General features: G+C 59.9%; 26 protein-coding genes and 1 pseudogene. 13 read left to right on the forward strand and 14 right to left on the reverse strand.

The window, feature by feature from the left end:
• Positions 1-62: 62 nt before the first annotated feature.
• Positions 63-935, forward strand: coding sequence for an NAD(P)-dependent oxidoreductase (locus HF675_RS16865; protein ID WP_105230269.1), 873 nt, complete (start codon positions 63-65; stop codon positions 933-935).
• Between the two features lie 35 nt (positions 936-970).
• Here HF675_RS16865 and HF675_RS16870 read toward each other — a convergent pair whose 3' ends face one another.
• Both HF675_RS16870 and HF675_RS16875 read right to left on the reverse strand, forming a co-directional pair.
• Positions 971-1,498, reverse strand: a complete 528-nt coding sequence (locus tag HF675_RS16870) for a cysteine hydrolase family protein (protein WP_160027795.1) — start codon at positions 1,496-1,498, stop codon at positions 971-973.
• A gap of 31 nt (positions 1,499-1,529) precedes the next feature.
• The gene (locus HF675_RS16875) at positions 1,530-2,633 is read right to left on the reverse strand and encodes a suppressor of fused domain protein (protein ID WP_105230267.1); all 1,104 of its coding nucleotides are present in this window, start codon (positions 2,631-2,633) and stop codon (positions 1,530-1,532) included.
• A gap of 269 nt (positions 2,634-2,902) precedes the next feature.
• Between HF675_RS16875 and HF675_RS16880 the strand changes: the two genes are divergently transcribed.
• Entirely contained in the window at positions 2,903-3,340 is a 438-nt protein-coding gene (locus tag HF675_RS16880; protein ID WP_187043467.1) for an acetyltransferase, read from the forward strand.
• Positions 3,341-3,355: 15 nt separating this feature from the next.
• Here the strand turns inward: HF675_RS16880 and HF675_RS16885 are convergent, their stop codons facing one another.
• On the reverse strand, positions 3,356-4,000 hold the full coding sequence (locus HF675_RS16885; RefSeq protein WP_105230265.1) for a TetR/AcrR family transcriptional regulator: 645 nt from the start codon (positions 3,998-4,000) through the stop codon (positions 3,356-3,358).
• Positions 4,001-4,581: 581 nt separating this feature from the next.
• Between HF675_RS16885 and HF675_RS16890 the strand changes: the two genes are divergently transcribed.
• Complete coding sequence (locus HF675_RS16890; RefSeq protein WP_111737521.1) at positions 4,582-4,839, forward strand: YdgH/BhsA/McbA-like domain containing protein; 258 nt, start codon at positions 4,582-4,584, stop codon at positions 4,837-4,839.
• An 81-nt stretch (positions 4,840-4,920) separates the two neighbouring features.
• On the opposite strand, the gene HF675_RS16895 is transcribed toward HF675_RS16890, so the two are convergent.
• Positions 4,921-5,835 carry a bifunctional helix-turn-helix transcriptional regulator/GNAT family N-acetyltransferase gene (locus tag HF675_RS16895; RefSeq protein ID WP_187043468.1) on the reverse strand — a complete coding sequence of 305 codons (915 nt, stop codon included), beginning with the start codon at positions 5,833-5,835 and terminating at the stop codon, positions 4,921-4,923.
• Between the two features lie 252 nt (positions 5,836-6,087).
• Between HF675_RS16895 and HF675_RS16900 the strand changes: the two genes are divergently transcribed.
• From HF675_RS16900 to HF675_RS16910, 3 genes are read left to right on the forward strand one after another with little or no spacing between them, the layout of a single operon-like run.
• Positions 6,088-6,759, forward strand: a complete 672-nt coding sequence (locus HF675_RS16900) for a CsgG/HfaB family protein (RefSeq protein WP_105230262.1) — start codon at positions 6,088-6,090, stop codon at positions 6,757-6,759.
• A gap of 15 nt (positions 6,760-6,774) precedes the next feature.
• Positions 6,775-7,131: a DUF4810 domain-containing protein gene (locus HF675_RS16905; protein WP_187043469.1), complete on the forward strand. Its 357-nt coding sequence runs from the start codon at positions 6,775-6,777 to the stop codon at positions 7,129-7,131.
• Positions 7,128-7,784 carry a DUF799 domain-containing protein gene (locus tag HF675_RS16910; RefSeq protein ID WP_105230260.1) on the forward strand — a complete coding sequence of 219 codons (657 nt, stop codon included), beginning with the start codon at positions 7,128-7,130 and terminating at the stop codon, positions 7,782-7,784. The genes HF675_RS16905 and HF675_RS16910 overlap by 4 nt, the downstream gene beginning before the upstream one ends.
• Positions 7,785-7,821: 37 nt before the next feature.
• On the opposite strand, the gene lsrG is transcribed toward HF675_RS16910, so the two are convergent.
• Complete coding sequence (lsrG, locus tag HF675_RS16915; RefSeq protein ID WP_187043470.1) at positions 7,822-8,115, reverse strand: (4S)-4-hydroxy-5-phosphonooxypentane-2,3-dione isomerase; 294 nt, start codon at positions 8,113-8,115, stop codon at positions 7,822-7,824.
• A gap of 182 nt (positions 8,116-8,297) precedes the next feature.
• Here lsrG and lsrK point away from each other — a divergent pair, with 182 nt between their 5' ends.
• On the forward strand, positions 8,298-9,863 hold the full coding sequence (gene lsrK, locus HF675_RS16920; protein ID WP_187043471.1) for an autoinducer-2 kinase: 1,566 nt from the start codon (positions 8,298-8,300) through the stop codon (positions 9,861-9,863).
• 20 nt (positions 9,864-9,883) lie between these two features.
• Here lsrK and HF675_RS16925 read toward each other — a convergent pair whose 3' ends face one another.
• From HF675_RS16925 to HF675_RS16950, 6 genes are all read right to left on the reverse strand, one after another.
• Entirely contained in the window at positions 9,884-11,278 is a 1,395-nt protein-coding gene (locus tag HF675_RS16925; RefSeq protein ID WP_105230257.1) for a cytosine permease, read from the reverse strand.
• An 87-nt stretch (positions 11,279-11,365) separates the two neighbouring features.
• Positions 11,366-12,835: an aldehyde dehydrogenase gene (locus HF675_RS16930; RefSeq protein WP_187043472.1), complete on the reverse strand. Its 1,470-nt coding sequence runs from the start codon at positions 12,833-12,835 to the stop codon at positions 11,366-11,368.
• Between the two features lie 11 nt (positions 12,836-12,846).
• Positions 12,847-13,884, reverse strand: a complete 1,038-nt coding sequence (locus HF675_RS16935) for an LLM class flavin-dependent oxidoreductase (protein ID WP_187043473.1) — start codon at positions 13,882-13,884, stop codon at positions 12,847-12,849.
• Positions 13,885-13,903: 19 nt separating this feature from the next.
• Positions 13,904-14,833: a flavin reductase family protein gene (locus HF675_RS16940; RefSeq protein WP_111737526.1), complete on the reverse strand. Its 930-nt coding sequence runs from the start codon at positions 14,831-14,833 to the stop codon at positions 13,904-13,906.
• On the reverse strand, positions 14,823-15,650 hold the full coding sequence (locus HF675_RS16945; RefSeq protein WP_160027810.1) for an alpha/beta fold hydrolase: 828 nt from the start codon (positions 15,648-15,650) through the stop codon (positions 14,823-14,825). The genes HF675_RS16940 and HF675_RS16945 overlap by 11 nt, the downstream gene beginning before the upstream one ends.
• Entirely contained in the window at positions 15,622-16,224 is a 603-nt protein-coding gene (locus HF675_RS16950) for an amino acid synthesis family protein (RefSeq protein WP_105230253.1), read from the reverse strand. Before HF675_RS16950 ends, HF675_RS16945 begins: the two co-directional genes overlap by 29 nt.
• A gap of 438 nt (positions 16,225-16,662) precedes the next feature.
• Between HF675_RS16950 and HF675_RS16955 the strand changes: the two genes are divergently transcribed.
• The 6 genes from HF675_RS16955 (at position 16,663) to HF675_RS16980 (ending at position 21,361) form a co-directional block, all read left to right on the forward strand.
• Positions 16,663-17,337, forward strand: coding sequence for a GntR family transcriptional regulator (locus HF675_RS16955; protein WP_197710681.1), 675 nt, complete (start codon positions 16,663-16,665; stop codon positions 17,335-17,337).
• 3 nt (positions 17,338-17,340) lie between these two features.
• Complete coding sequence (locus tag HF675_RS16960) at positions 17,341-17,643, forward strand: DUF1330 domain-containing protein (RefSeq protein WP_105230251.1); 303 nt, start codon at positions 17,341-17,343, stop codon at positions 17,641-17,643.
• 301 nt (positions 17,644-17,944) lie between these two features.
• Positions 17,945-19,129 (forward strand): MFS transporter, encoded by a 1,185-nt coding sequence (locus HF675_RS16965; protein WP_105230250.1) that lies wholly within the window; start codon positions 17,945-17,947, stop codon positions 19,127-19,129.
• A gap of 50 nt (positions 19,130-19,179) precedes the next feature.
• Positions 19,180-20,073, forward strand: coding sequence for a LysR family transcriptional regulator (locus HF675_RS16970; protein ID WP_187043474.1), 894 nt, complete (start codon positions 19,180-19,182; stop codon positions 20,071-20,073).
• Positions 20,074-20,426: 353 nt separating this feature from the next.
• Positions 20,427-21,062, forward strand: a complete 636-nt coding sequence (locus HF675_RS16975; protein WP_105230248.1) for an AAA family ATPase — start codon at positions 20,427-20,429, stop codon at positions 21,060-21,062.
• Positions 21,059-21,361 (forward strand): hypothetical protein, encoded by a 303-nt coding sequence (locus HF675_RS16980; protein ID WP_187043475.1) that lies wholly within the window; start codon positions 21,059-21,061, stop codon positions 21,359-21,361. Before HF675_RS16975 ends, HF675_RS16980 begins: the two co-directional genes overlap by 4 nt.
• A 278-nt stretch (positions 21,362-21,639) precedes the next feature.
• Here HF675_RS16980 and HF675_RS16985 read toward each other — a convergent pair whose 3' ends face one another.
• The 3 genes and pseudogenes from HF675_RS16985 to bglX form a co-directional block, all read right to left on the reverse strand.
• Positions 21,640-22,521, reverse strand: a complete 882-nt coding sequence (locus HF675_RS16985) for an aminoglycoside phosphotransferase family protein (RefSeq protein WP_187043476.1) — start codon at positions 22,519-22,521, stop codon at positions 21,640-21,642.
• A 90-nt stretch (positions 22,522-22,611) separates the two neighbouring features.
• Positions 22,612-22,752, reverse strand: a pseudogene (locus tag HF675_RS23875) (recombinase family protein); the annotation flags it as partial.
• A 43-nt stretch (positions 22,753-22,795) separates the two neighbouring features.
• Positions 22,796-25,093: a beta-glucosidase BglX gene (gene bglX, locus HF675_RS16990; protein WP_160027817.1), complete on the reverse strand. Its 2,298-nt coding sequence runs from the start codon at positions 25,091-25,093 to the stop codon at positions 22,796-22,798.
• Positions 25,094-25,110 lie beyond the last annotated feature (17 nt).

Here is a 25,110-nt window from a genome sequence, read left to right on the forward strand (position 1 = left end):
GGCGTTGCGTTCCCGCCGCGCTGCGCTAGGGTTAAGCTGTCAACTCACAACAGGAGCGCATGATGAAAATCGGATTTGCCGGGCTGGGCGGTATGGGCCGCGCCATGGCCCATAATCTGCTGCAGGCCGGTTACCCGCTGACGGTGTGGAACCGTTCACCGCAGGCGGCGCAGCCGCTGGTCGACGCCGGCGCACGGCTGGCGGCGCAGCCCGCCGATCTGGCAGAGGTTGATATCTTGATCACCATGCTGGCCAACGACGCAGCGCTGGAACAGGTGGTGGTGGAAAGCGGCCTGCTGGCGCAGATGCGCCCCGGCGCGGCGCACGTCAATATGGCGACCATCTCCGTGGCGCTGGCGCAGCGGCTGGCAGAACTGCATCAGCAGCACAATATCGGCTATCTGGCAGCGCCGGTGCTCGGCCGTCCCGACGTTGCCGCTGCCGGCCGGCTGAATATTCTGGCCGCCGGTGACCCGGCCCTGCTGGCGCGGGTGCAGCCGCTGTTCGACGTGCTGGGGCAGCGCACCTGGCCTTTCGGCGAGCGGCCGGAACAGGCCAATATCGTCAAAATCGCCGCCAACTTCACGCTGGCAAGCGCCATTGAGGCGATGGCGGAAGGTAGCGCGCTGGTGCGCAATCACGGCGTATCCGGCGCGGACTATCTGCAGATGCTGACCGGCACCCTGTTTTCCGCCCCGGCCTATCAGGGCTACGGCGCGCTGATCGCCGAGGAGAACTATCAGCCGGCGGGATTTAAACTGACGCTGGGGATGAAAGACGTGGGGCTGGCGCTGGAGGCCGGCGGCAACAGCCATACGCCGATGCCGTTCGCCAGCGTGCTGAAAGATAATTTTCTGGATGCCATCGCCCACGGTGAGGGTGAACTGGACTGGTCGGCGCTGGCCAACGTGGCGGCGCGACGCGGCGGCCTGTGAGGTAAAACGGAGCGCCGGCGGCGCTCCGCTTCATTTCAGAACTGAATCTCCGCCGCGGGCAGCGCGCGGATCGGCACGCCGAAGCTTTTCATACCCGACAGCGCCGCATTGTGATGATTGCGGATCCAGGCGCCGCTGGCGTGCGCTTTATCATGGCTGGTGTGTGCATCCGCCGCCAGCACCACCGGGTAGCCGTGGCCGGCCGCGCGGCGCGTGGTGCTGTCCACGCAGTACTCCGTGGAGTAGCCGCAAATCACCAGTTGCGTTACGCCGTGCTGCTCCAGCAACGCCTGCAGATTGGTGCGCAGGAAAGAATCCGGGGTGGTTTTCTCCACCCGCAGATCGGTGTCTGCCACCTGCAGACGCGGCTCAATCTGCCAGCCGTCGCTGCCATGCGCCAGTTCCCGATCGGCAGTCTGATGCTGGACAAAGATCACCGGCACGCCGGACTGACGCGCCCGCGCACTCAGCTGGTTAATCCGCTCAATCACCGCATCGGCATCCGCCGGCGGCGGCACAAACAGTCCCTTCTGCACATCAATAATCAATAATGCTGGCTTCATTAGCGCTCTCTTAATCCGTGGGTTAACCTGCTCACGCCAGCGGCTGGCGCGGCCGGAAGATGTGATCGACGCCCTGCTCGCGCAGCCGGCTGACCAGCTCATGGCCGCCGTTCGGCGTTGCCTGCGCCAGCTCGCGCTCGCCGGCAAACACCGGGCTGGCCCACAGCAGATTGACCGGGTCGCCCTGCTGCTGCGGCAGCGTCAGGTACTGCTGGTGCGGATAAAACGACGACGACAGCAGATAGCCTTCATAGCCCTGCGGCGCCACTTCCGACGCCAGCGTATGCCCTTCGCCGAACCAGGTAATCTGCGCCCAAGGCACGTGCGCCACGCCGGCCAGCGCGCTGGCCATCTGCACCGCGTTCTCTTCGGTCATATACTGGCCGTCGATGGCGATCCCCAGCTCGATACGCCGGTACAGGGAAGCGTCGTCATTAAACAGGATCTCCATCCACGGCATCGGCCGGATGCTGACGCCCATGGTGAGGAAATAGTAGATGCCGTCGCGCTCGTGCTGGGAGATCGCCATCGGTGGCCACTTGCCCTGATCGATGGCGTAATACTTCACCGACGGGCCGAAATGCTGCTCATAGCGCGCCATATACTCGCTTTGCATGGTCGGCCACGGGTTGCCCTCTTCACGTTGCCAGCGCCGCCAGAACTGGCGGGTGGCCTCGGCCTGCGCATATTGCGTGTTGGTGGAGGCGGAACCCAGCGGGTAGGCCAGCGGGCTTTCTTTAATGCAGCTGGCCGAATAGCAGACCGAATGGTCGATATACAGGCTCCAGCCGGGGATCACCGCCAGCAGCTGGCCGTAATACCACAGCGCCGCGCCGTCGTCGCTCTCGTTCCAGATAACCTGCAGGCCGTCCGGCTGCAGCGGCGCTTCACCTTCCAGGTTGCGGCAAAACTCAGCGGCCAGCATCGGCGGCTGCCCCATCTCCAGCGCGGCGCGGTCTTCCTGCTGCGGCGCGGCCTCCAGATTGCGCAGCCAGCAGGCGCGCACCTGAAAACGCTCGCTGAAGGCGTCAGCGGGATAAATATAAAAATAGGCAGCCCGGTGATCTTGCTGAACCACCGCCATCAGCGTCTGGTTATCATTACTGACTTCAGCAAGTACATATGACTCGTTCATATCACCTCAATAGGGGTCACGGCGCGGCAATCGCCTGCCGCGCACTGTCCAAAATCGTCAAAGCTGATGCTTCAACCATCAAGGATACAAAAGGATTTTTGCTTTTCGCCAGTGTAAAACGCATTTCATCGCACAATCACGCGTAAAAGTCTCAAAAATTCAGCGATTACGCGAATTTTTCCGTAAATTTTTTCTGCGGCGTCGCCGGGAGATTTTCGTTGCGGGCTATTTCAGCGTACATTTAGGCCAGTTTACCCCAGGAGGCAGGGATGATAACGATCAGAGAACGTATTCCGGCGGACAATCCGCAATTGGTGGCGATCTGGCAGCGTTCGGTACGCGCCACCCATCACTTTATCGGTGAAAAACAGATGGCGGAGTTCAAGCCGCTGGTCGAGCACTATCTGCCGCTGCTCGGCGTCTGGGTAGCGGAGAGCGCCGGGCGGCCCAGCGGCTTTATCGCGCTGGATGATAATAAGGTGGAGATGCTGTTTATCGATGCCGGACAGCGCGGCCAGGGCGTCGGCAGCGCACTGCTGAACCATGCGCAGGCGCGCCACGACGGATTGGTGCTGGATGTGAACGAGCAAAACCCGCAGGCGGTAGGCTTCTACCAGCGCTACGGCTTTGTGGTGACAGGACGCTCACCGCTGGACGGCCAGGGCAACCCCTACCCGCTGCTGCATATGGCGCTTTCCCCGCGCTGACTGCGCGGGGCAGGCTCAGACCGGGTTGCCCACCTGGCTCAGGCGCGGCCAGAGCATCATCAGCGTATCTACCAGGCGCAGCAGCTCGGCGCGGCTCGCCCCTTCACGCGCCTGCACCGACATGCCTTCAATGGTGCACATCACATATTTCGCCAGCAGCGCGGTGTCGGTTTTCGCCAGCAGTTCCCCCTGCTGCACCTTGCGGTCGAAACAGGCCTTCAGGCTGGCTTCCTGCGCATGATGCTTACGCAGCAGCATCTGGGCGACGTCGTCCGACGACGAGGAGAGCGCAGCGGAGGCGCACACCATAAAGCAGCCGGACGGCGTTTCCGGATCGGTAAACACTTCCGCGGAGGAGCGCACATAGGCATCGATGATTTCGGCGATCGGCTGCGGCTGTTCAAGCAGTTGGTTGGTGCAGGTGGTGTATTTGCTCAGGTAGCGTTCCACCGCCGCGCGGAACATCCCCTCTTTATTGCCGAACTCTGCATACAGCGTCGGCGCTTTGGCGCCGGTGACCTCGACCAGATCGGCCAATGACGTGGCGTCATAACCGTGACGCCAGAACAGCTCCAGTGCGCGGTCAAGTGCCAGGTCGCGATCAAACTGTTTCGGTCTGCCGCGGGTTTTCTTTGCAGCGACCTCTTCTTTGATAGTCATAATCCCTCTCATCTTGCGCGCCGCGTCTGCGCCGCCAAATTAAATTAACGCTCATTATAAAAAAATATTGCGACGGCGTCGAGAAGCGACTAACATTTAGTTATCGAACGTTATCTAATACCGCAGCCAACGCCAACGTTGTTATTGGTACACCTTCATAAAAACATAATCAATTGAAATAAATAAAATAACTCACCGTGATAGCAGCTCCCGCCCTTTTAACACCGGCGGGATGGTCGTGCTGTCGCAGCCTGCCGTTGTGATAAAACGCCGCGCTGGCGGTAACGGCTGATGGCCCTGAACGGCAATTTCACTGCCGCATGCCGTGGAATGTCAGTTCTCCAACGCCAACAGACGCCATCAACACCAGGGAAAAATAATTTTATAACAATACATTACCAGCCATTCATGCTGAATGGCGCCGGCCGCCGCAAGCTCGGCCGACACCATTTAATTAATGAACATTAAAAAAATGCTTGCAAAGTGACCTGGGTCACACTAACATTAAATTATCGATCGTTAATTAATTTAACGCTCCGCGAAACAACAACCATATTCAACTTGTGATAGGAAAGAAGATTATGAAAAGCCTGAAAATGACCATCGCCGCCGTAGCCCTTGCCACCGTATCATTCGGCAGCTTTGCCGCAGAACTGGTAGACAGCCAGCCAGCCAATATGCAGAAAGTCGGCGTGGTTAACGCCAGCGGCGCAACCAACCTGACCAGCCTGGAAAACAAACTGGCGGCAGAAGCCGATAAAGCCGGGGCAAAATCCTTCCAGATCACCTCGACAACCGGTAACAACAAAATGCACGGCACCGCGATTATCTATAACTAATCGTTTGAGTCTGAGATGCAAAGAGGCGGCGTAAGCCGCCTTTTGCGTTGCTGCGCCAGGCTGGCGCAGGGAAAGAGCCCCTTACAGCGGCTTCAACATATAGATGGAACAGCCGTGATGACCGGTCGCGCCGCGCCGTTCGCTGAGCAGCGTAAAGCCCAGCGACTGATAAAGCCCCAGCGCTTCTTTTAGCTGTTCGGTAGTTTCCAGATAGCAGTAGCGGTAACCGGCGGCCCGCGCCGCGCGCATCGCCTGCACCACCATGTAACGCGCCATCCCCAAGCCACGGATTTCGGGTTTGAAAAACAGCTTTTGCAGTTCACAGTAATCCGCTTCGCCGCCAAGCAGAGGCGCAATGCCGGCGCCGCCCACGATTTCCCCCTGCCGTTCCACCACCCAGTAATGACCGCCGCTGCGTTGATACACCTCAGTCAGCCGCTCCAGATCCGGATCGTGCAGACTGACGCCCTCCATGGTGTCCATACCGTATTCACGGAAACAGTCGCGGATCAGCTGCGCCATCGCCGCATCGTCTGCGGCGCAAATCGGCCGCACCCGCAGTTCGGCCTGCCGCTGCTTGCGCGCGCCGGCCAGCGCGCCGCTGAACTTACGCATCATCGCCACCGTCGCCGCCCGTTCATCATCGTCCAACTGCGCCAGCGCCGCCTGCATAAAGTTATCGGCATCGCTGTCAATCAGCGCCAGCGTGTGTTTCCCCTGCCGGGTCAGACGGTGCAGGCTGTGGCGTTTATCATTCGGGTGTTCAACCGTCTCGATCATCTGCGCGCTGACCAACGAACGCAGCGCCCGGCTGGCACTGGCCTTATCGATGCACAGTTTGGCCGCCAGCTCCATCACCCCCAGCGGCTGTTCCTTGATTTCAATCATCAGGTGAATCTGCAACGGTGAAAAGCGCGAACCGTTGCTCTGCTTGTTCAACATCCCCAGTTCACGCACCAGACGGCGCGACAACGCCCGAAAATCACGGATCTCCACGGTATTTATCTTCCTTGGTTGAATAGATGACAAAGTGAAATTGGTTGATAGTGTTACCTAATTGATGAGCAAGATAACGTATATCCATGAAGAGGTGAAGGAATTTATTTTATTCATCCACGTTATTCCGACGATTAACCCCCTGCGGCTTCTGCTAGAATACGCGCGTTGAAAGCCAGCGATCGCCGGATTTTTGACATTCATCATTGGCAAAGCTGCCGTGTTTTATCATCAAGGAGAGATTTCATTTCTATGAAAAAATCACTCGTATTGGGTTCTCTTGCCCTTTCCACCATGTTGCTGGCCGGCTGTGCAACAGAATCTTCCCGTTCACTGGACGTGCCGAAAGTGGCTTCCTACCAAAGCCACTATCAGGGGCCACGTAGCCCGATCGCCGTCGGTAAATTTGATAACCGTTCCAGCTATATGAACGGCATCTTCTCCGACGGCGTGGATCGCCTGGGCAACCAGTCAAAAACCATTCTGATCACTCACCTGCAGCAGACCGGCCGTTTTAACGTGCTCGATCGCGCCAATATGGCTGAGCTGAAGACCGAAGCCGGGTTGAAGGGGCAAAAACAAACGCTGAAAGGCGCCAACTACGTGATCACCGGCGACGTGACCGAATTCGGCCGCAAAGAAGTGGGCGATCATCAGCTATGGGGCATTCTCGGCCGCGGTAAATCGCAGGTGGCATATGCCAAGGTAAATCTGAATGTAGTGAACGTTCAGACTTCCGAGGTGGTTTACGCCACCCAGGGCGCCGGCGAATACAGCCTGTCTAACCGTGAGATCATCGGTTTTGGCGGCACCGCCAGCTATGACTCGACCCTGAACGGCAAAGTACTGGATTTGGCCGTACGCGAAGCAGTGAACAATTTAGTCAACGGCATCGAAAGCGGCGCATGGCGCCCGACCAACTAACGGATTAGTGCAACAATGACCATAAAAAATATAAGTGGGGTGCTGCTGGCAGCAACCCTGCTGGCCGGCTGCGCCGCGCCGAAAACGCTGTACAATTGGGATCATTATCAGACTACACTTTATCAGTATTATCAACAGGATGGCCTTAGCACGGAACAACAGATCGCGACGCTGAACCAGACCGTTGAAACCTCCCGCGCCAAAAATAAGGCGGTACCGCCCGGCTTGCATGCGCAGCTGGGTCTGCTGTACGCCAAAAGCGGCCGTCCGGATCAGGCTTTTACCGAATTCAATACGGAAAAACGCCTGTTCCCGGAATCCGCCAGATTTATGGATTTCCTGATGGCCAAGGATAAAGGGAGTTTTAAATGAAACGGATACTCGGTTTAGTTGCCGCTACAGCGGTTCTGCTGCTGAGCGGCTGCGCCAAGAAAGCGCCGTATGATTATGCGGCATTTCACGAAAGCAAGCCGGCCTCGATTCTGGTACCGCCGCCGGTCAACCAGTCACCGGATGTCAAAGCCAGCCACAGCGTGCTGTCCACCGCTACCCTGCCGCTGGCTGAAGCCGGCTATTACGTGTTCCCGGTCGCGGTGGTTGAGGAAACCTTCCAGCAAAACGGCCTGAGCAATGCAAACGATATCCGCGCCGTCAGTCTGCAGAAGCTGCATCAGATCTTCGGCGCCGACGCGGTGCTGTATCTGGACATTGTGCAGTACGGCACCAGCTATCGGGTGATCGACAGCGAAACCCGCGTGACCGTAAACGCGCGCCTGCTCGATTTGCGTAACGGCAAAGCGCTGTGGTCGGGCAGCGCTACCGCTTCCAGCAACGAGAACAGCAACAACAGCGGCGCCGGCCTGCTCGGCATGGTGATCAACGCGGCCATCGCGCAAATCGCCAATACGCTCAGCGACAAAGGCTTCGATGTTGGCGCTATCACCAACACCCGTCTGCTGTCCGCCGGCCATGACGGCGCAATTCTGTACGGGCCACGCTCGCCGCATTACGCCAGCCAGCGTTAACCTGACACGGGCAGCGGCAACACAGCTGCCCGTTTTTTTACGCCGGCATCAGGCCGATAAAAGTGGTTTTCTTGCGCGGGCCGGTCATCAGCGCCTCCAGCCGTTCCACGCACTGCAGATAGTGCGGAGTTTGCTTGTGCGCATCCACCGCCTGCTGATCGCGGTAGGCTTCGTAAATATAGAAACGCGTCGGGATGGTTTCATCCTGCAACACGTCAAAGCGCAGATTGCCCGGTTCGGCGAGCGCCCCCAGATGGTTGGCGCGAAACACCTCGATAAACTCTTCCACCTTATCCGGCTTAACGTTGATTTCCACCAGCGTGACGTGCATAACGGCTCCTTAAAATGCGCGGGTTGACTCCCCAATCCTAGGCGCCCGCGCCGCGATTGCCGCCCCGCCCCGCCGATTTTGCAGCGCGCCTCACAGTTCTGTCACCGCGCCCCCGTCTCCGCCCCCTCGCCGCCCGGTAACGCCATCTATAGTTAAGATCTGGCTGGCGAAGAGTGTGAATTATGCGCAACTTGTTGATGGCATTAGACGCAGGGACCGGCAGCATTCGGGCGGTGATTTTCGATCTGGAAGGCCGACAAATCGCTTACGGACAGGCGGAGTGGCAACATCTGGCGCTGCCGGACGTGCCCGGCTCCATGGAGTTCGACCTGGCCGATAACTGGCGGCTCACCTGCCGCTGCATTCAGCAGGCGCTTGAACGCGCCGACGCCGGGCCGGGCGACATCCGCGCCGTCGCCTGCTGCTCAATGCGCGAAGGCATTGTGCTGTACGACCGCAACGGCGACGCCGTCTGGGCCTGCGCCAACGTCGACGCCCGCGCCAGCCGTGAGGTCAGCGATCTGAAGGCGCTGCATAACCATCAGTTTGAGCAGGAAGTTTACCGCTACTCCGGCCAGACGCTGGCGCTGAGCGCCATGCCGCGTCTGCTGTGGCTGGCGCACCATCGCCCGGACATCTACCGCCGGGCGGCAACGATGACCATGATCAGCGACTGGCTGGCCAACCGTCTCAGCGGCGAGCTGGCGGTGGATCCCTCTAACGCCGGCACCACCGGCATGCTGGATTTAGCCCGTCGCGACTGGCGGCCGGCGCTGCTGGATATGGCCGGCCTGCGCGCCGATCTGCTGTCGCCGGTCCGGGAAACCGGCAGCCAGTTGGGGCGGGTCACCAACGAGGCCGCGCGGCAAAGCGGCCTGGCGGCCGGCACCCCGGTAGTGATGGGCGGCGGCGACGTGCAGCTTGGCTGTCTGGGGCTGGGGGTTGTGCAGGCCGGGCAAACCGCGGTGCTGGGCGGCACGTTCTGGCAGCAAATCGTCAATCTGCCGCAGCCGCAGACCGATCCGGCGATGAATATCCGTATTAACCCGCATGTGATCCCCGGAATGGCGCAGGCCGAAGCGATCAGTTTTTTCACCGGCCTGACCATGCGCTGGTTCCGCGATGCCTTCTGCGCCGAGGAGAAACTGCTGGCCGAACGGCTGGGGGTCGATGCCTATACGCTACTGGAGGAGATGGCGGCACGGGTGCCGCCCGGCGCCTACGGCGTGACGCCGATATTTTCCGACGCCATGCATTTTAAAAGCTGGTACCACGCGGCGCCCTCCTTTATCAATATGTCGCTGGATCCGCAGCGCTGTAACAAGCAGACGCTGTTCCGCGCGTTGGAGGAGAACGCGGCGATCGTCGCCGCCTGCAACCTGGCGCAGATCGCGCAGTTTTCCGGCGTACAGCCGCCGGCGCTGGTGTTTGCCGGTGGCGGTGCGAAAGGCAAGCTGTGGAGCCAAATCCTCAGCGACGTCACCGGGCTGCCGGTGCGGGTGCCGGTGGTGAAAGAAGCCACCGCGCTGGGCTGCGCCATCGCCGCCGGCGTCGGCGCCGGGCTGTTCGACGATCTGGCAGCCACCGGCGAACGTCTGGTGCGCTGGGAGTGCCAGTATCAGCCCAACGCGGAGCACCATGCGCTGTATCAGCGGCAGAAAGAGAACTGGCTGGAGGTGTACGCCGACCAGCTGACGCTGGTGGACCACGGACTGACCACCTCGCTGTGGAAAGCGCCGGGCCTGTAACGCCCGGCTCCGGTAAACGCTTACTCGCGCGGCGCGGCCGCCAGGCGGAGATCGCTGCGCCAGCAGCACAGCGGATACAGCAGGCCAGTGACCACCAGGCTGATCACCCAGGAGATATCCGCGCCGGGAACCAGCTGCGAATAAGGCCCGCTGAAAAAGGCGTTCTCCATAAAGGGCAGCTGCACCACGATGCCGACGAAATACACCGCCAGCACCCGCCCGTTCAGCAGGCCGTAACGGCCGCCGTCGGCGCGGAAAATCGCCTCGATATCGTAGCGCTGCTTGCGGATCAGGTAAAAGTCGATCAGGTTGATCATGCACCACGGGATCAGCACCGCGATCAGCGCCAGAATCAGATTGATAAAGAAGCTGACGAAATTGGCCGACGCCGCCAGCGCCACCAGCACCGATCCGAGCAGCACCAGTGCGGAAAACAGCACCCGCACCTGCGCGTTGGGCTGCCAGCGCGGCATAAAGGTCTGCACCGCGGTAATCAGCGACAGCACCGCGCCGTAGAGATTCATGCCGTTATGGCAGATGATATTGATCAGGAACAGCCCCATCAGCACCGGCCCCAGCCAGCCGGTGGCCTGCCGCACCGCCGCCATCGCCTCAACGTTGCCGCCCACCAGATTGACCGCCACCATGCCGAACAGAAACGCCAGGATTGTGCCGCAGCAGGCGCCCAGCCAGGTATAGAGAAACGGCCGCCGGATCCCCACCTCGGCGGGCAGGTAGCGCGAATAGTCTGAGGTATACGGCGAAAAGCTGATCTGCCAGACCGCGCCGATGCAAAACGTCGCAAACCAGCCGCTCAGCGAAAAACGTCCGCGCAGCCAGAAATCGCCGGGCAGCGGCTGCGTCAGCATCACCGCCATGCCGAGCAGCAGCGCCGCGCCCATAATCCAGGCGCCCAGCTTGTTGATTTTATGGATAAAGCTATAGCCGACCACGCCGATGGCGGTCGCCAACAGCGCCCCCAGCACCGTGGCGTACGGGACAGGCAGCGCCGGCAGGACGTTATTGATCACCTTGCCGGACAGGGTGATGTTCGAAATAAAGAAGCCGAGATAAATCACCGTGGTAAAGGCGATCACCAGCAGCGAGCCGTAGCGGCCGAACTGGGCGCGGCTCTGCACCATCTGCGGAATGCCCACCTGCGGCCCCTGCGCCGAGGTGAGCGCCAGAAAGACGCCGCCGAACATATGCCCGGCGATAATCGCCGTCATCGCCGACAGAATATTCAGCCCAAACGTATGGGTGGCGATGGCGCCGGTCACCACCGCCAGCGGCGCGATATTGGTGCAGAACCACAGGGTGAACAGGCTTTTGACCTCGCCGTGGCGCTCCGAGGCCGGCACATAATCGATGGATTTATCCTCGATCAGGCCGCTTGGTTGTGTTTGAGAACGCATAACATCCTCCGGTTTACACCGTTATATTTTTTATCGGGTAGAGGGTAAGGCAGCCCCTCCCCGCAGCGGGGAGGGGAAGCGGGACGGCTAGCGCATCACGAAGGGATCGTCGATGGGCGCATCGCTGGTGCGTAACCAGACGGTTTTGCTGGTGGTGTACTCCAGCGCCGCCTCCATGCCGCCTTCGCGGCCGAAGCCGGACTGGCCGTAGCCGCCGAACGGCGCCAGCGGTGAAACGGCGCGGTAAGTGTTGAGCCACACCACGCCGGCGCGCAGCTGGCGGGTCACCCGGTGGGCGCGGGTCAGGTTTTGCGTAAACACCCCGGCCGCCAGCCCGTACTCCGTGGCGTTCGCCAGGGCGATCGCCTCGGCTTCATCGCGGAAGCTCAGCACCGACAGCACCGGGCCGAACAGCTCGCGCGTCACGCTCTCCGCCTGCGGGCAGTCGCTGCAGTCCAGGATGGTCGGCGGGTAGTAAAAACCGGGGCCGTCGATGGGCTGCGAGGCGGTCAGCCGCCGGGCGCCCTGCGCCAGCGAACGTTCGACCACCTGTTCGATCAGCGCCTTTTGCCGCGCGGTGCACAGCGGGCCGAACTGGGTTTCCGGCTGTTGCGGACAGCCGATGACGATAGTGCGCACCTTCGCCAGCAGCCGCTCCAGCAGCGCGTCCTTGACGCTTTCCGCCACCAGCAGGCGCGAGCCGGCAACGCAGCTCTGGCCGGAGGCCGAGAAAATCGCCGCCACCTGCGCGTTGGCGGCGCTGTCCAGATCGGCGTCCTCAAAGACGATAAACGGCGATTTACCGCCCAGCTCCAGCGAGGTGCTGGCCAGGTTCTCGGCGCTGTTGCGCACGATATGGCGCGCCGTTTCCGCGCCGCCGGTAAAGGCGATGCGGTCTACTTTGGGATGGCGCGTCAGCGGCGCCGCGCAGCGTTCGGCAAAACCGGTGATCACATTGCACACGCCGGGCGGGAAACCGGCCCGATCGATCAGGCGGGCGAAGGCCAGCAGCGGCGCCGGGGCGGCCTCGGAGGCTTTCACCACCAGCGTGCAGCCTGCGGCGATCGCCGGACCAATCTTCACCGCCGACAAAAACAGCTGGCTGTTCCACGGGATCACCGCGGCCACCACCCCGACCGGCTCGCGGCGCACCCAGGTTTCCATATCCGGTTTATCGATCGCCAGCACGTGCCCTTCCATCTTGTCGGCCAGCCCGGCGTAATAACGGTAATACTCCGCCACATAGGCGATCTGCGCGCGGGTTTCGCGGATGATTTTACCGCTGTCCAGCGTCTCCAGCCGTGCCAGCTCCGCCGCGTTGGCCTCCACCAGATCCGCCAGTTTCAGCAGCAGTTTGCCGCGCGCGCCGGCGGTCATATTGCGCCATTCGGGGCGGTGAAACGCCTGCCAGGCAGCCTCCACCGCGCGATCCACCTCCGCCTCGTGCGCCTCGGCCACGCTGGCCCAGGGTTCGCTGGTCGCCGGGTTCAGCGAGTCAAAGCGCGCCGCGCCCGGCTCGAACTGCCCGTTAATATAGAGATCAAACGACTCCATCATTTCCTCCCGCCTCAGTGAAACTCAGGCATTACATGGCGGATAAAGCGCTCCAGCGAGGCTTTTTTCCGCGCGAAGGACATTCCGCTGTCGATCCACAGGGCAAATTCCGCATAGCCCATCTGCTCATATTTCTTCAGTCGCGCCACCACCTCATCGGCGGTGCCGATCGCCAGGTTATTGCGCATCATCTCTGCGTTGTAATAGCTATTGGCCGCCATCTCCTCGTCGCTCAGCGGCTTGATCAACCCCTGGCTGACCGGGCGCTCATTCTTGAACCAGGCGCCGAAATAATGGTAGAAGCGGTTAAGTTCCTGCGCCGCCTGCTGGGCGTCCGCCTCGTCCTCGGCCACATAGCCGTGCTGCAGCAACATGATTTTCAGCGGCTGCTGCGGCGCATATTCGCGGCAGGCGTCCTTAAAGCAGGTCACCAGCCGGACGATCTCCTCTTCCCCCTGATGCAGCGGCGTCACCTGCACGTTACAGCCGTTTTTCACCGCAAATTCGTGGCTGTTCGGGTCACGCGCCGCCACCCAGATCGGCGGATGCGGCTGCTGTTTCGGCTGCGGCGCCGAAGTGGTCGACGGGAAAGACCAGTACTCGCCCTGATGGGCGTAATCCCCCTGCCACAGTTTCTTCACCGCCGGGATCAGCTCGCGCATCCGCTGCCCGGCCTCCCAGGCGGTCAGCCCCGGCATCAGGCGCTCGTATTCATAGCTGTAGGCGCCGCGGGCAATCCCCAGCTCCAGCCGCCCGTCGGTGATCAGATCGGTCATCGCCGCTTCGCCGGCCAGCCGCACCGGGTGATGGAACGGCGCAATCACCGTGCCGGTGCCCAGACGCGCCTGCCGGGTGCGGTGGGCAATATCCACCAGATTGATAAACGGATTGGGGGCAATGGTAAAATTCATGCCGTGGTGCTCCCCGGTCCAGATGGTGTGTACGCCGCCGCGATCGGCGATTTCGCACAGCTCCATCATCTGTTCGTAGAGCTGCTCCTGCGGCTCATCGGGGGTGGTTCGTTCCATATGGATAAATAAAGACAGTTTCATCGTTCGCTCCCGCCCAGCCTCAGCTGGCAAATCGTTTGATCGCACCGCTGTGCTCATCGCCGTAGTAAATGCTGTAATTGCCCACCGAGTTTTCACGCACGAAGCGGTTAAGCATCGACTTCAACGCCGCATCATCAATCGGCAGCGTCGCCGTCTGAGCGAGCGGCAGCCAGCAGGCCTGTTCGCCCTGCGGCACGCTGTCGCCGGCGTCGCTGGGCAGCGCGCACAGGAAGACAATATGCTGGCGGTTCGACTGGCGGTCGTCATAAATGGAGTAAACAAAGCCCGGGCTGGCGGGCAGCGCCAGCTCCTGCAGCAGCGCCGTCAGGCTGTCGCCGACGCTGCGCCCGGCCACCGACCGTGACGGCAGGCGGAAGCGCCCGTCCTGCTGTTTGACCATCACCACGCTGCCGTCAAATTCAATCAGCGCGCTGACCACCACTTCCGGCCCGCTGACCAGCGATTCGGCGTTCTGCGCCGGCGTGAAGTAGGCACCGCGGTAGTAGCCCAACCCGGCGGTGCCGCTGGAGTCAAAGGCGCTGATTTTGCCGATCAGAATCACGTGGTCACCGGCGTCCACCACCTGAAAACGTTCGCATTCGAACCAGGCCGAGCTGCCGTCCAGCAGCGGCACGCCGGCGGCGCTGCGTCGCCATGCCACCTGTGCAAAACGGTCGTCCACCTTCTGGGCGAAAATATTCGACGTCTCTTTCTGCTGTTCGGCCAGAATATTGACGGCAAAGTGCGCACCGTCGGTAAAGTTCGCCAGATTGGCCGAGCGCTTGTCGATATTGACCAGCAGCAGCGCCGGATCCAGCGATACCGAGGTAAAGGAGTTGGCGGTAAAACCAATCGGCTGCCCGTCGGCATCCAGCCCGGTGACCACCGTCACCCCGGTCATAAAGGCGCCGAAGGCATCACGTAGTTGTCTGCGTTGTTCAATGTCCATCGTTCACTCCTGCCGTAGCATGCCGGTGCGTCGGGGTTAAAAAGGCCAGCAGCTCCTCGTTGACCCGCGCCGCGTCCGTCAGATTCACCATATGTTTCGCGTTGTTGACGATCACCGCCTGCCCCTGCGGGGCCGCGAGCGCCATCTGCCGCGCCATCGCCGGGCTGGAGTTGGCGTCCAGCTCGCCGGTCAGCACCAGCACCGGGCAACGTATTTCGCCCCAGCGGCCGGCATAGACCGCATCGCCGGCGGCAAACGCCTGATACGCCTTGGCGTAGCCATCGCGACTGACCTGATTAAGCCAGCCGCTGACCCGCCGCCGCAGCGCCGCCTGTTCCTGCGTATCGCTGAACCAGCGGGCCAGCGGCGAGTCCAGTTGCGCATCGCCGCGCGCCAGTTCACCGGCACGCTGCAGCACCGCAGCGCGCGCCTGCTCGCTGCGCTGATAAACGCCGCTCATCACCACCGCGTGGCTGACCAGCTCCGGATGGTCGATCGCCAGCCCGGCGGCAATCAGCGCCCCCATCGAATGGCCGGCCACCGCAAAGCGCTGCTGCGGACGGGTGCGCAGAAACGCTGCCATCCACGCCACGTAATCCTGCAGCGTCGGCGCATGGGTAAAGCCGTCGCTTCCGCCATGCCCCGGCATATCCACGGCGATGACGTGAAACTGCGCCTGCAGGGCGCTGAACTGCGGTTCCCAGGCGTCGGCGTTCATGCCCACGCCGTGAATCAGCAGCAGCGGCTCGCCCTGGCCTGCTTCCAGGTAGCTCGCCTGCAGGTTGAATTCAGACAGCCGCTGGGTTTTGCGCATCATGGCCAAGCTCTTTCAGATCCTGATAACGGTTACCGATACGGTGATGCGGTCTCCCCCCTAACGCCGCGCCCAGCGCCACGACGATTTCATCGCCGGCTGGCGCATCGGCTATGGCGAACTGATAGGTCAGGTAGTGTTCGCGGCTGCCTTCGTCATTCTTCTGCATCATCGGAATCAGGATCGGCGCGTTGGCCGGCCCGCGGGTGTTATTGAACGCCAGGTAGCTTTTGGCCTGCACCGCATGGCGATAGTGGTTGCCGAAATGCAGCGTGTGGATCAGCGCCGAGGCGTGCTCCAGCTCGCCGTCCATCCCGACCACCGCACATTTGCCGAAGGCCTCCACCCGCTCGCCGCCGCCGGCCTCTTTCACAATCAGCCCGGTCAGCAGCTCGCCGAGCACCGGCGCCAGTTCACGGATTTTCGGGCCGAGGTCTTCCACATAGCCCTGACCGGCCCAGGGGTTCTTAATCACCGCGGCGGCGGCAATCATCACCAGGGGTTTGGCCGCCGCTTTACCGCCGTCGATATACAGCGTTTCGGTAGACACCAGCGTTTTACGAATCATCGGATGCATAGGGTTCCTCAAAAAGTAAATCAAATGTTAATGAGTGAGCGATTTGGGGTATAGCATCGGAAAATACGCCATGTCAAAGTTTGGTATACCATAATATCAACCGACAAAAATAAGCGAGGATGTGCAAAAAAACAGTGCGTATTCAACGGTATAAATCCGAAGAAAAATGACGGCGTCTCTGCCCGGCCCGATCGGCTGCGCACCGTAAACTGCGGGCGACATGGCGGATAAAAACCGCGCTGCGCCGCCTTTTTCGCCGGATAGGCTATAGTGGTGAGGAGATTTTTTTACCGATGTGATGAATTTGTGATCTACGCCTGATTTCCTTTTTCGCCGGCATGGCGTTTGGTATACCATCAGAACAACATTGCATTGTTCAGGGAAAAGGTGCTAAGAGTAATAGCCAAGGAAGTGATACCGATGAGAGAGACCGACAGGATGACGCACACCCCACTGAAGATTGAAAACGCGCCGCTGACGCTGCGTGAACTGGCGCTGAATAACGTCCGCCGCGCGATTATTTCCGGCTACTTCGCCGCCGGCGACCGGCTGGTGGAACGAACGCTCAGCGAGGAGCTGGGCGTCAGCCGCAGCGTGGTGCGCGAGGTGATCCGTTATCTGGAAGCGGAAGGACTGATTGAGATTCTGCCCAAAAAAGGGCCGATTGTGGCGATCCTCACCTGGGAGATTGCCGAACAGATTTACAATATCCGCCTGTTGCTGGAGCAGGAAGCCGCGCACGACTGCGCGCTGCACGCCAAAAGCAAGGATAAGAAACTGCTGCACGAGAAGCTGCTGCACATCGACCGCGCCTCCCGTGAGCAGGATGACATCAAGCGCGTCGACGCCTCGCAGGAGTTTTATAAAACCATCTTCGACGTCGCCGGGCACGCCATCGCCTGGGAGATCGTGCAGCGCCTCAACAGCCGCATCAGCCGGCTGCGGGCGCTGACGCTGAAAACCCATGAGCGGCAGGTGGCGGGCTATGAACGCATGACGCGCATCTTCAATGCGATTGAGAAAAACGACCCGGCGCAGGCGAAGCAGGAAGTATTTGAGCACCTGACCGAAGCCTCCGCGCTGGCCAGACTGATACTGCAACCACAGGAGTAACCGATGCCCGCTTACTGGATTGCCCACGTCACGGTGACAGATCCGCAACGTTATCAGGCATATATGGCCGCCGCCCCCGAGGCGTTCCGTCAGTACAACGCACGTTTTCTGGCGCGCGGCGAACAGGCCGAATCGTTGGAGGGCGCGCCCTTTACCAAGCATGTGCTGATTGAGTTTGACGACTACCAGAGCGCGCTGGCCTGTTACCGCTCCGAGGCCTATCAGCGGGCAAAGCAGGCGCGTACGGGTTGCGCCGAGGTGATGATTACGATTGTGGATGGGCTGAACATCACGCAGCAGGCCTAGCGTCGCTCCACATAACCGGCGGGAGGATACGCTCCGTCCGCGACCTTCCCCGACGCGTCAAAGGTCAGTTGCCGGATCGGCCCTTGGCGCGAGCGTTATCAATCAAGGAAATATCAATATCCAAAAATCACAAATAAGAAAATAAATATCGGCATTTCATCGGGTTAAATTATCCACCACGATAAACAGTGTAACTACGGCGAAGATATTTATCCGCCGCGGCGCACTGCGTAAATTGCGATCTCAGTCACTTCAAGATGCCATCACCCGTTGGCATGCACCCGCTGAGATAATCGCTACTATGCTGAATAATAAAGATAAGCCTGCAAACTCGCCCTGGGCCGCCGTTTTCTCCCTGACGGTCGCCTGTTTTGTGATGGTCACCACCGAGTTTTTACCCATCGGCCTGCTGACCAATATCGCCCCGTCGCTGGACGTCAGCACCGGCACCGCCGGGCTGATGGTCACCATGCCCGGCATCGTGGCCGCCGTCGCCGCACCGCTGCTGAGTCTGGCCTCCGGACGCCTCGATCGTCGCCTGCTGATGCTCGGGCTGTCATTGTTGCTGATTGTGTCCAATCTGGTTTCCGCGCTGGCGGTCAACTTCCCGATGATGCTGCTCGGCCGGGTGCTGCTCGGCGTCTGCGTCGGCGGTTTCTGGTCGTTCGCCGCCAACTACGGCCGCCATCTGGTGCCGGAGAGCAGCCAGGGGCGCGCCACCGCGCTGATCCTCAGCGGTATTTCGGTCGGCGCGGTATGCGGCGTGCCCGCCGGCGCGCTGATCGGCGATACCTTCGGCTGGCGCAGCGCCTTCTTCGGCAGCGCGGCGCTGGCGCTGCTGGTTTTGGCGGCGCAGCTGCGTCTGCTGACCCCGGTACCGCCGTCGCGCGCGGTCACCGTGCGCGATCTGCTGCTGCCGCTGCGCCTGCCGCTGGCGCGGATCGGGCTGCTCGCCATCGTGCTGCTGTTTATCGGCCACTTTGCCGCTTACACCTACCTGCGTCCGCTGCTGCAACAGGTATTTGTCCTCAGTCCGTCGACCATTTCCCTGCAGCTGCTGGCCTATGGTGCCATCGGCCTGCTGGGCACCTTCGCCGGCGAACGCCTGGCGGAGCACAGCCTGCGCGCTACCTGTATTTTGATCGCCGTGATGTTGGCGGGGATTTTGATCGTCTCGCCGCTGTTAAGCGGCGTGGCCGGCGCCACGCTGATGGTGCTGATCTGGGGGCTGGCCTTCGGCGCCGTGCCGGTGTGCACAGCCAACTGGATGTTCGCCGCGGTGCCGCAGGCGCCGGAAGCCGGGCAGGCGCTGCTGGTGTGCGTGATCCAGATTGCGCTGGCCTCCGGCGCGCTGCTCGGCGGCGAAGTGGTGGACTGGCAAGGGGTCAGCAGCGCCATGCTGTTCGGCGGCGCATTGATCCTGTCGGCAGCGCTGGTGTTCGGTTTATCCTTGCGTTCCGACCGGGTTGGCGCTAAACAGTGTTAACCCGCATTACGGGCGCGCCGCGTCGCGCCCTGACATAACTCAGGAGCAGCATGGATCATCACTTACTGGCGATTCGCGTCTTTATCCGCGTCGTTGAAACCGGCGGCTTTACCCGCGCCGCCGATGCGCTGCGGATGCCGAAAGCCACCGTCAGCAAGCTGATCCGCAACCTGGAAAATCACCTGCAGACCAAGCTGCTGCAGCGCACTACCCGCAGCGTAGCGGTCACGCCTGAAGGCGAATGCTATTACCGCCGCACGGTAAAATGGCTGGCGGAGCTGGAGCAGATGGAAGGTTGCATGACCGAATCGCAAAGCTCGCCGCAGGGGGTGCTGCGCATCGACGTCGGCGGCAGTACCGCGCGTCAGCTGCTGCTGCCGGCGCTGCCGGACTTCTTCGCCCGCTATCCGCAGATTCAGATCGACCTTGGCGTCAGCGACCGGCAAATCAGTCTGATTAATGACAACGCCGACTGCGTGATCCGCAGCGGGCCGCTGGCGGACTCCAGTCTGATCGCCCGCCGGCTGTTCAACCTGAGCTGGGTGACCTGCGCCACGCCGGGCTATCTGGCGCGCTACGGTACGCCACGCCATCCCGCCGAGCTGGAGCAGGGCTTTCCGCTGGCGCACTACCGGCACGCGGCAAACGATCGCATCCAGCCGCTGCGTTTTGTCGAAGAGGGCCGACAGTTTGAGATCCAGCACCGTTATCAAATCAGCGTCAACGAAGGCGGCACGCTGCTGGCCGCGGCATTGTCCGGGCTGGGCATTGTGCAGACGCTGAGCTTTATGGCGCAGCCGCATCTGGCGCGCGGCGAGCTGGTCAGCATTCTCGACGACTGGCAGCCGCCGGCGGAACCCACCTACGTGGTCTACCCGTCCAATCGTCACCTGAGCAGCAAGCTGCGGGTATTTATCGAATGGGCGATAGAACACTTTGCCTGAGCGGCGCCGTGCGTCCCACCAAGCCAATAACCCAATAACCCAATAACCCATTAACCCATTAACCCATTAACCCATTAACCCATTAACCCATTAACCCATTAACTTAATAAGTTATTAAATAATTAAGTTAATTGGGCGTACAGTGATTCCCCACACGAACCAGAACTTTCCCAATTGCTCAGCTAATAAGTTAGCAGCAGAATAACCTCTTAAGTTAACCGGATAGCGGCTTGGCAACCTGTGCAAGTTAAGGCATATTGGTGGCTATTCGTTCTGACTAACCCGTTAGATTATCAACCTGTCAAGCTAATAACTTAATAAGTTAACAGCTTAATAACTTGAGAGATGGCAGCATGATTGTTTTGATTGGTTCGCAAAAAGGCGGCGTAGGAAAATCCACCAAGGCGGTAAACATCGCCGGATATTTGATACTCAAGGAAGGCAAGACGGCAATTATCGTCGACGCCGATGACCAAAAATCGATCATGACCTGGTACAACGATCGCCAGAACGTTGAGGGCCTGCCGCATATTCCGGTGGTCGCCGCCTCCGGCAAAATCAAAGAGACCCTGCTGGAGCTGGACCGCCACTATGACTATGTGATTGTCGACACCGCCGGCCGCGACAGCGCCGAGCTGCGCTCTGGCCTGCTGGCCGCCGATCTGTTCCTCTCACCGCTGCGCCCTTCGCAGATGGATCTCGACACCATCGGCTACCTGTCGGAAATGTTCTCCACCGCGCAGGAGTATAATGAGAAGGTCAAAGGCTATATTGTGCTCAATATGTGTCCGACCAATATCTTCATTAACGAGGCCAACGAAGCGGCGGAAGTGCTGAGCGAATACCCGGAATTCAAGCTGGTGGGCAACCGCCTGTGCGACCGCAAGATTTACCGCGATGCCTGGGGCGAAGCAAAAACCATTCATGAAGCGCACAACGAAAAAGCGCAGCACGAAATCGCCAGCCTGGTGAAAGAGGTGATTTTATGAAAAAACGTACGCCGAGCCAGCGCATGACGGAAGATGAGTTTATCAACAGCGCCACCTCGCATACGCTGCAGGTGCCGGCGCCGGCCGCCGAGACCAAACCGCAGGGGCGCAAGCGCACCTATAAGGCGCTGTCCGTCAGCCTGACCGACAGCCACGTCGAAGCCATTGACGCGATGATCGTGCTGGCGGCGCGCAACGGCATCGTGCGCGTCACCCGTTCCGATATCATCAAGCTGGCCATCGACGGCCTGACGGAAAAAAGCGAGAACCACCTGCTGGAATTGCTGAAGAAATCCTGACGCCGTCTGCCACGCCGGCAGATACGCGTCTTAGCCTGATAAACTAACAGCTTAATAAGTCATTAAAACATTAGGCTGGCAGTTAAGCAGCTTCACAGCTTGAACGACATGCGCCGCCAGTCTGCGGCGCAATAACCCAAGGTGGGGTTGAAGGCCAATGGAGCGAAAGCGTACGGCAAGAGCATAATCTATTGATTAGATTCGACAAAAAACAAAAGAACCCATCAAGGATCCTTTTCACTTATTGTTATCTTTCTTAAACTGGCATCCTTGTAGGGTTAGTGGTTTAAACCATATTCAGCAAGAATGTTTTCGAATGTCCGATATGCTTGTTTTGCCTCAACAACATTAGTCTGAGCGGCATTTGTCATCACAATTAATGCCTTCCATAGAGCCCAGGAGCGGGCACGTGCCCATGTGCCCGAATCAGGCAAAAGAGCATCATGGAATACCTGCCTGCTTTCAGCATCGAATAATGTCCAGGCAATAACCAGATCGCATGCAGGATCACCGATGCATAGCTGTCCAAAATCAATAACTGCATCCAGCCGATTGTTAGTAATTAACAAATTTCCTGCGCTTATATCACCATGAACCCAAACCGGCTCTTTTGACCAGGTTTGAGAGCTACCGGCTTCCCATATTTCTGTCACCAGACCTGAATTTACTTTATTGCTTAATACCCTGATGGCCTGTCTGGTTTCTGAATCGTATACAGCAACAGAACCACCGCGATAAAAATTTTGAGGCCCTGCAACAGGTCCATCTTTTGAGTCAACCGCCTGGAGTGAGACAAGAAAATTTGCTAAATCTTTAGCGAGCACACAGAGGTCAACTTCAGGGGATGAAGCAACCGTTTTCCCCTCAATCCATCGGTAAACGGACCATTTCCAGGGATAATTCTCGCCTGGTGAGCCCATTCCTAAAGGGACAGGGATTTTATTAGGCAAAAACGGGGCCAGTTTCGGTAACCACTCCTGTTCTTTCTCCACTTGCCCGGCATAATGAGCTGCGCTTGGTAAGCGGACGAGCATATCATTCCCTAAATGGAAAGTCCGGTTATCCCATCCACTCGTTTCCACAGGCCATATGGCAAGATTAGCCCACTGAGGAAACTGGGCCGATATAAGCTCAGAAACAAGTAACCGGTTGATATCCATTGATTTATTATAAACCCTGAAATTTAGTGAACATCTTTATAAAAAGATCACTGATATTTTAAACATCAGTTTTTAAGCTATGTAACAAAGCTATTTAGTTATATTAGCGTCTTCCAAAATTTTATAAACGGTGGAGCGGGCGATATTCACTACACCAGTTCTATTTTTGCGAAGAACCAGCACGCTATTTCTGTCAATAACGCGCCTGCCCCCAAACCGGATGCCTTTCAATATAAGCGGAATCACGCCGGGCCGTTACGGCCCGGCGCGGCGTTTACTTCAGCGTAAAGCTCTGCTGCAGCGTCTGGGCGGAATCCAGGCCGACAAACACATTAAATTTGCCCGGCTCCGCGCCCCACTTCAGGCTGGCGTTGTAGAACTTCAGATCGTTTTCATCGATCGGCATCTCTACCGTAGTCGACTGGCCGGCCTTCAGCGTCACTTTCTTAAAGTTGCGCAACTCTTTCACCGGCCGGCTGACCGAGGCGGTTTGGTCCTGAAGATACAGCTGCACCACGGTGGCACCGTCGTAGTTGCCGCTGTTCTTCAGCGTCACGCTGGCGGTGATTTTGCCGTTGCGCGCCATGGTCGGGCTGGACAGGGTGAAGTCCGACAGCGTGAAGCGGCTGTAGCTCAGGCCGTAGCCAAACGGATACAGCGGGCCGTTCGGCGAGTCAAAGTAGCGCGAGGTGTACTTGCCCGGATTATCCTTGTTAAACGGCCGCCCGGTGTTCAGATGGTTGTAGTACATCGGGATCTGGCCCACGGAGCGCGGGAAAGTCATCGGCAGCTTGCCGGACGGGTTGTAATCGCCGAACAGCACGTCCGCCACCGCGTTGCCGCCTTCGGTGCCGCTGAACCAGGTTTCCAGCATCGCATCCGCCTGCCGGCTCTCCCACTCCAGCGCCAGCGGCCGGCCGTTCATCAGCACCAGCACCAGCGGCTTGCCGGTGGCCTTCAGCGCTTTGATCAGGTCGCGCTGGCTCTGCGGAATGGTGATATCGGCGCGGCTCGACGCCTCGTGCGCCATGCCCTGCGACTCGCCGACCACCGCCACCACTACGTCAGCCTGCTTGGCGGCGTTCACCGCTTCGTCAATCATCTGCTGCGGCGGCCGCGGGTCGAACACCACCGCCGGCTCGTACAGGTTCAGATAATCAATGATGCTTTTATCCTGCGTGATGTTGGCCCCTTTGGCGTAAATGATTTTCGCCTGGTCGCCGACCGCGTTTTTCATCCCCTGCAGCAGCGTCACCGACTGTTTGCTGACGCCGGCGGCCGACCAGCTGCCCATCATATCGCGCTGGCTGTCGGCCATTGGCCCCACCAGCGCAATGGTGCCCTGCTTGCGCAGCGGCAGGGTCTGGTGGTCATTCTTCAGCAGCACCTGAGTACGGCGCGCCACGTCGCGCGCCTCGGCGCGGTGCAGGCGGCTTTCGGCATTGGTGTCCTGCGGGTCGGAGCCGGCCGGGCCAAGGTGTACGTACGGATCCTTGAACAGCCCCATCTCATATTTGGTGTTCAGCACGTCACGGCAGGCGCGGTCGATGTCGCTCTCCGGCACCCGCCCCTCTTTCACCAGCCCCGGCAAGTACTTGTCGTAATACTCGTCGCTCATGCTCATATCGACGCCGGAGGTGATCGCCAGCCGCACCGCATCACGCGGGTCCTGCGCCACGCCGTGCTTGATCAGCTCTTTAATCGCCCCGTGGTCGCTGATGGTGATGCCGTCAAAGCCCCACTGGTTGCGCAGCAGATCCTTCAGCAGCCAGGGGTTGGCGGTGGCGGGAATGCCGTTAATCGAATTCAGCGACACCATCACCCCGCCGCTGCCGGCGTCTACCGCCGCCTTGTACGGCGGCAGGTAATCCTGCTGCATGCGCAGCGGGCTCATATCCACGGTGTTGTAGTCGCGTCCGCCTTCGGTCGCGCCATACAGCGCAAAATGCTTCACGCTGGCCATCACCGAGCCGGGCTTGGCCGGATCGCCGTTCTGGTAGGCGTCCACCATCACTTTGGCGATTTTCGACACCAGCCAGGTGTCCTCACCGAAGCCTTCCGACACCCGGCCCCAGCGCGGGTCGCGGGTAATGTCGACCATCGGCGAGAAAGTCATATTCAGGCCGTCGTCGCTGGCCTCCTGGGCGGAGACCCGCCCGCTGAGCGCGATGGCGTCCAGATCGAAACTGGCGGCCAGCCCCAGGCTGATGGGGAACACCGTACGCTGGCCGTGCACCACGTCATAGGCGAAAAACAGCGGGATTTTCAGACGGCTGAGCTGCATCGCCTGATCCTGCATCACGCGGATATCCGGCCGGGTGACGGTGTTGAAAATCGCGCCGATCTGCCCCTTACGGATGCCTTCGCGGATCGCCTCTTTCGGATTATCCGGCCCGACGCTGATTAAACGCAGCTGGCCGATTTTCTCTTCCAGCGTCATCTGCTTCATCAGCTTGCTGACGAACGCATCGCGCTGCTGAACATTGATTCCTTGCGTTGCGCCGCTCTCCTGCGCAAAGACCGGACTGACCGCCAGACCGGATACCAAACCCACTGTACAAAGCCATTTCATATTGTTATCTCAGGCAG

This window comes from Serratia sp. JUb9, assembly GCF_014298095.1.
Lineage (GTDB): Bacteria > Pseudomonadota > Gammaproteobacteria > Enterobacterales > Enterobacteriaceae > Serratia_B > Serratia_B rhizosphaerae.

Excerpts from the sequence above, each read along its gene's own strand:
- HF675_RS16940 (WP_111737526.1), bottom strand. The coding sequence starts at position 14,833 with ATGGACATTGAACAACGCAGACAACTACGTGATGCCTTCGGCGCCTTT.
- HF675_RS16880 (WP_187043467.1), top strand. The coding sequence starts at position 2,903 with ATGATAACGATCAGAGAACGTATTCCGGCGGACAATCCGCAATTGGTG.
- HF675_RS16965 (WP_105230250.1), top strand. The coding sequence starts at position 17,945 with ATGCTGAATAATAAAGATAAGCCTGCAAACTCGCCCTGGGCCGCCGTT.
- HF675_RS16885 (WP_105230265.1), bottom strand. The coding sequence starts at position 4,000 with ATGACTATCAAAGAAGAGGTCGCTGCAAAGAAAACCCGCGGCAGACCG.
- HF675_RS16945 (WP_160027810.1), bottom strand. The coding sequence starts at position 15,650 with ATGATGCGCAAAACCCAGCGGCTGTCTGAATTCAACCTGCAGGCGAGC.
- HF675_RS16950 (WP_105230253.1), bottom strand. The coding sequence starts at position 16,224 with ATGCATCCGATGATTCGTAAAACGCTGGTGTCTACCGAAACGCTGTAT.
- HF675_RS16925 (WP_105230257.1), bottom strand. The coding sequence starts at position 11,278 with ATGCGTTCTCAAACACAACCAAGCGGCCTGATCGAGGATAAATCCATC.
- HF675_RS16935 (WP_187043473.1), bottom strand. The coding sequence starts at position 13,884 with ATGAAACTGTCTTTATTTATCCATATGGAACGAACCACCCCCGATGAG.
- HF675_RS16875 (WP_105230267.1), bottom strand. The coding sequence starts at position 2,633 with ATGAACGAGTCATATGTACTTGCTGAAGTCAGTAATGATAACCAGACG.
- HF675_RS16900 (WP_105230262.1), top strand. The coding sequence starts at position 6,088 with ATGAAAAAATCACTCGTATTGGGTTCTCTTGCCCTTTCCACCATGTTG.
- HF675_RS16910 (WP_105230260.1), top strand. The coding sequence starts at position 7,128 with ATGAAACGGATACTCGGTTTAGTTGCCGCTACAGCGGTTCTGCTGCTG.
- lsrG (WP_187043470.1), bottom strand. The coding sequence starts at position 8,115 with ATGCACGTCACGCTGGTGGAAATCAACGTTAAGCCGGATAAGGTGGAA.
- HF675_RS16955 (WP_197710681.1), top strand. The coding sequence starts at position 16,663 with ATGACGCACACCCCACTGAAGATTGAAAACGCGCCGCTGACGCTGCGT.
- HF675_RS16890 (WP_111737521.1), top strand. The coding sequence starts at position 4,582 with ATGAAAAGCCTGAAAATGACCATCGCCGCCGTAGCCCTTGCCACCGTA.
- HF675_RS16905 (WP_187043469.1), top strand. The coding sequence starts at position 6,775 with ATGACCATAAAAAATATAAGTGGGGTGCTGCTGGCAGCAACCCTGCTG.
- HF675_RS16870 (WP_160027795.1), bottom strand. The coding sequence starts at position 1,498 with ATGAAGCCAGCATTATTGATTATTGATGTGCAGAAGGGACTGTTTGTG.
- HF675_RS16960 (WP_105230251.1), top strand. The coding sequence starts at position 17,341 with ATGCCCGCTTACTGGATTGCCCACGTCACGGTGACAGATCCGCAACGT.
- HF675_RS16865 (WP_105230269.1), top strand. The coding sequence starts at position 63 with ATGAAAATCGGATTTGCCGGGCTGGGCGGTATGGGCCGCGCCATGGCC.
- HF675_RS16985 (WP_187043476.1), bottom strand. The coding sequence starts at position 22,521 with ATGGATATCAACCGGTTACTTGTTTCTGAGCTTATATCGGCCCAGTTT.
- bglX (WP_160027817.1), bottom strand. The coding sequence starts at position 25,093 with ATGAAATGGCTTTGTACAGTGGGTTTGGTATCCGGTCTGGCGGTCAGT.
- HF675_RS16970 (WP_187043474.1), top strand. The coding sequence starts at position 19,180 with ATGGATCATCACTTACTGGCGATTCGCGTCTTTATCCGCGTCGTTGAA.
- lsrK (WP_187043471.1), top strand. The coding sequence starts at position 8,298 with ATGCGCAACTTGTTGATGGCATTAGACGCAGGGACCGGCAGCATTCGG.
- HF675_RS16930 (WP_187043472.1), bottom strand. The coding sequence starts at position 12,835 with ATGATGGAGTCGTTTGATCTCTATATTAACGGGCAGTTCGAGCCGGGC.
- HF675_RS16980 (WP_187043475.1), top strand. The coding sequence starts at position 21,059 with ATGAAAAAACGTACGCCGAGCCAGCGCATGACGGAAGATGAGTTTATC.
- HF675_RS16975 (WP_105230248.1), top strand. The coding sequence starts at position 20,427 with ATGATTGTTTTGATTGGTTCGCAAAAAGGCGGCGTAGGAAAATCCACC.